The sequence below is a fragment of the Bacteroides coprosuis genome (assembly GCF_020741705.1).
Lineage (GTDB): Bacteria > Bacteroidota > Bacteroidia > Bacteroidales > Bacteroidaceae > Bacteroides_E > Bacteroides_E coprosuis.
On record NZ_DYYK01000057.1, the window covers coordinates 1 to 4111 of the forward strand.

Annotated in this window: 2 protein-coding genes and 1 pseudogene; 2 read left to right on the forward strand and 1 reads right to left on the reverse strand. The window is 32.0% G+C overall.

Annotated elements, in window-relative coordinates; all coding sequences use genetic code 11:
* Both K8V80_RS03490 and K8V80_RS03495 read left to right on the forward strand, forming a co-directional pair.
* Positions 1-219 (forward strand): annotated as a pseudogene (locus tag K8V80_RS03490) (hypothetical protein); the annotation flags it as partial.
* Between the two features lie 421 nt (positions 220-640).
* On the forward strand, positions 641-2659 hold the full coding sequence (locus K8V80_RS03495) for a hypothetical protein (RefSeq protein WP_276775473.1): 2019 nt from the start codon (positions 641-643) through the stop codon (positions 2657-2659).
* 1263 nt (positions 2660-3922) lie between these two features.
* Here K8V80_RS03495 and K8V80_RS03500 read toward each other — a convergent pair.
* Positions 3923-4111, reverse strand: a 189-nt coding sequence (locus K8V80_RS03500) for a hypothetical protein (RefSeq protein WP_276775475.1), incomplete at its 5' end; no start/stop codon positions are given.

Here is a 4111-nt window from a genome sequence, read left to right on the forward strand (position 1 = left end):
CAAGTCATCCAGATTTCTACAGAAAAAATAACAGGAGAGATAATGACTTCCTCCTCTTTCTCGAATAATCTAGGTAAAGGTAGTCGGATAACACTACCCATTAATGAAAACATCAAGGATTGGATTATTTATGCTCCCGATGGCGAATACACACCAGACACTGCTTATTTATTGGAAAGCACTTCAGATCTTAGTAAGGACATTGAATCTAACAGCTAGATAGCTAAAGTAAATAAACCAGCCTATTAAGTATAGAGATACTTAGCCCCACCACATTACTCTAAACAGAAGTTAGAATCAATTGTTTCAGAGGAGAAAGGTAAGACCATAAAACTCTTCTCCTTAAAACACCCCAGTGTCCCTCTTCGCTCAAAAGGATACTTTTATCACTTTTCTCAAAAGAGGTAAATCATAACCAACTTTTTAAATATTACTCAACAAATATAGATTATCTTCATTTCATTACGATTCTGTAGGATTACAAAATGTCATTAATAAAAAAAGACAAGGTAAAACTCTATACTATTGTTACCCAGATGGGTATATTTTATAATTATACGCTATTTATACTTGTTATTATTAGCATAATTACATAGATTGTAGGGATATTTAACCATTTATAAACTTAAATCTTGCTTCTATGAACATTAAAAAAGCAATCAGGTCATTCCTGTATCTATGTATTATACTACCTTTCAGCGCATGTAGTGATGATGACACTGCGTATGTAGATAACACAATAAAGTATGATTCAGAGATGTCTTCTCACATCGATTGGATTCAAAATGATTATTCAATTAACATCACTAAAAACATTTGTACACCCAACGAATTGTTCAGTTATAGAGTAAAAATTGATGATGATATTATCAAAGAAGAAATAGATATCAATAAAGATATTATTGAATATACTGTTGGAGAAAATATTACACCCGAGAGACGGTATATCACAATAGAAGTAAAAGAAGGTAACTCCGAATGGAAAATAATAAAAAGAGGTTGGCAAAAAGCTGGTCTAGAAAAAATAGGTAATAACTATTGGACAAAAGGTAATCTAACCACAAACGGCGAGAAATTTATTATTTCACCCAACAAAACCGATTATGGATTACTCTTCAAACATAAAAGCTCTATGGGTATAAAGACAGAAGGTGAAACCTACTCAGGAAACATCTATAACCCTAAAGAACAAGCCACAGAACTAAGCTCAATCGCTATCGATGAAAAAGATCCATGTATAATGGCTTCTGATGGTTACTTACGTATGCCTACACAAGGGGAAATTAAAAGTTTAATCGAAAATATGAATGATTTTCCTGTAGAAAACGATGGAGTTCTTTATTGGAGTGCCTATGAAGGGAAAATAAGTCTTCCTTTTGCTGGAACATGCTCAGATAAAGGCATTTTATCAGGAAAAAATGAATTTGTAAGTTATTGGACTTCTTCAATAAACAAGGAAGGAAAAGCAGCTGCTTTTAAAATGTCTATAAATAAAGAAGAATTAGAATGCGACTTGGAAGAGCAAGACAGAGAATCATTTAATGCTATTCGTTGCGTAAGAAATTTAGAACTACCTAGTTATGTTTCTCACACACCCACAGAGCTTATCAGTGAAGAAGGTGGAGAAATAAGCATTACTACCAAATCGGGATCTATTGATACTTATTCAGTAGAGCTAATAGCTAATGATGGAACAACAGTTTCTGGTACAGCTACAACAAGTGAACCTACAATAACTTTAACTATCCCTAAAGCTAAATCATATAATATTAGAACGTTCACTATTTATATTAATGGAGAAAATTCGGGTAAGAGTATAAAGCAATCTGGATTAACTAATTTTGCTATATACAAAAGTCATACACCAATAGAAGAAACTGTTTCTGACAAAGAGTTTACTCTTAAAGTAGAAATAGAAACCGACTTAACTAATATCCCTATCGAAATAAAAGAGGGATCAAAGTCTATCGAAACGATATTAGTCAGCAAAGATAACCCTACAGCAGAATTTAAAATCCCAAGCAATCTAACTCCTAAAAATAAGATTTATGAAATTTGGGTAAATGGAAAGAATACAGAAAAAACAGTAACACAAGAACGCACTTCTCTAAATGTGTTTGATGTAGAATGGAGTGAGGGTTACTTAATGGTGAAAGAAGGAAAATATGTCTTTGGAGAAAAAGATGAGGAACCTATGTTCTTTAAGTTTAAAAACTCATATGCTATGCCTATTGGAGAAATTTATTATGGCAAAGATTACTTAGGATACGTATTTACACCTGAAAAGAAAGAAATGAAGTATGACGAAATTATAGCAAATGAGGGAACAGATCCATGTTCACTCGTTGAACCTATGAATACGTGGAGAATGCCTACAAGTAAAGAAAGAGATAACTTATATACTTTTAAGACCGATATAACTGATTCATACATACAGTTTAAAGATGACATTAAGGATATCTTCTTTTACTATACAGGGTACTTATACCAAACTTCAGGTTCTCATCTGGGAGAAGATCAATTTAAAGTATGGACATCAACAGAAAAAGAAGATGATGAAAGAGCATATATTATGCAAGGAGATAAATCAGGACTAAGAGAATATGGAACAGCGCTATATAACCAAGGTATTGCAGTTCGCTGTGTAAAAGATAAATAAATAGTTCTACAATATAGATTATCGTTAAGTTTATGAAAGTGGTTGAGAATTCAATGTCTCAACCACTTTTTTATTTTTAACGTTATCGAGTTTAGTTATAGTCCTTCGATTTTCTATATAACTTAAGCATATTATGCATATATATAAAACAAGTAAAGGCCAATGAGTAAAAATGTTTCACACAGAAATATGGCATATAAATTAGACCCAAGAATGGGCACATAACGAGTGCTACAATTAATGATTGCACATTATTAATGGGTATATAAACTTTTATCTCCCTTAAAATATAACGGTAGGATAAATACATTCCTGACAGGAAAATGCATATGAAAAAGAAAATGAGATAAAAGACATTAAAATCATTTGAATGAGGCATAAAATAGTTTTTCTTTATGTACAAAGAAATAGTTATGAACGCAATACAGAACACAGCTATTATAATTTCTGCTATAATGAATTCTCCATTCGCTTTTTGCACACATTTATCACATAAAACTTCTTTATGAGTTCCGGCACATTCTTGACATAGAGCGTCACCACACTTCTCACAATGGGCAACTGAAGCACGATTTGTATGATTTTTACAATACATTAGGTATTTAATTAGAAAAATTTTGCAATGATACGACTTTTCTATGAATACTATGCCGATTACATAATAAACCATGCACTAAAAAAGATAAAATATATATAAATAATCATTTCAGAACTAGTCTTTTACTTAGACCGAAATGTTGCAAAGAGATATGCTATTTTATGTAGCCCAGTTGAGCTGCGTTTTCAGATAAACGACATTCCATCCACGTAAAAAATCAGTTATCAGTAATTGAAGTAGGATATTAAAAGCAGCAATATTTACTTGAAAAAATAAAAGCCTCATTTAGGACAACATTCTGTCTTACTAGTTGTTCCTAAATCAGCAGTTCTATTAGAAAATCAAATGCTCTATTCTTATGTTTTGTAGCTAGCTATTACATTACTTGAGTCAAGAAGCAATCTAATACAAATTTAAAAGTAAAGCCATAGCAACTGTAGGTCACAATACAGAGAAGTATAAAGCAGATAATGCTGTGTACAATGCCCTTCTAGGTTGCTATAAATATAGAAAATGACTACTAAATAGTTCGAATTTTCAAATTGTGTGTTTTCGTTTATATTCGGTAAAAGCCTCAAAGCAAATTTGCTTTGAGGCTTTTTTATATTGAATTGTTAATGGATTGTAGTAAATTAAGAAAGAAAAGGAAGTGCCATTATTGAATCTTAATCACTACGCTTAGTGCTACGCACATACATAGCTACTCCAGCAATACCAATACCAAAGAGAGCTGCTTCGACAATAGTTCGTGGCCAATTGGGACTCCCCAGTACAACCAATATACTTAAAGCAGCATAACATCCTATAAAAGCAAGTGCAACACCTAAATTCTTTTTGATCTTCGATTTTTTCAT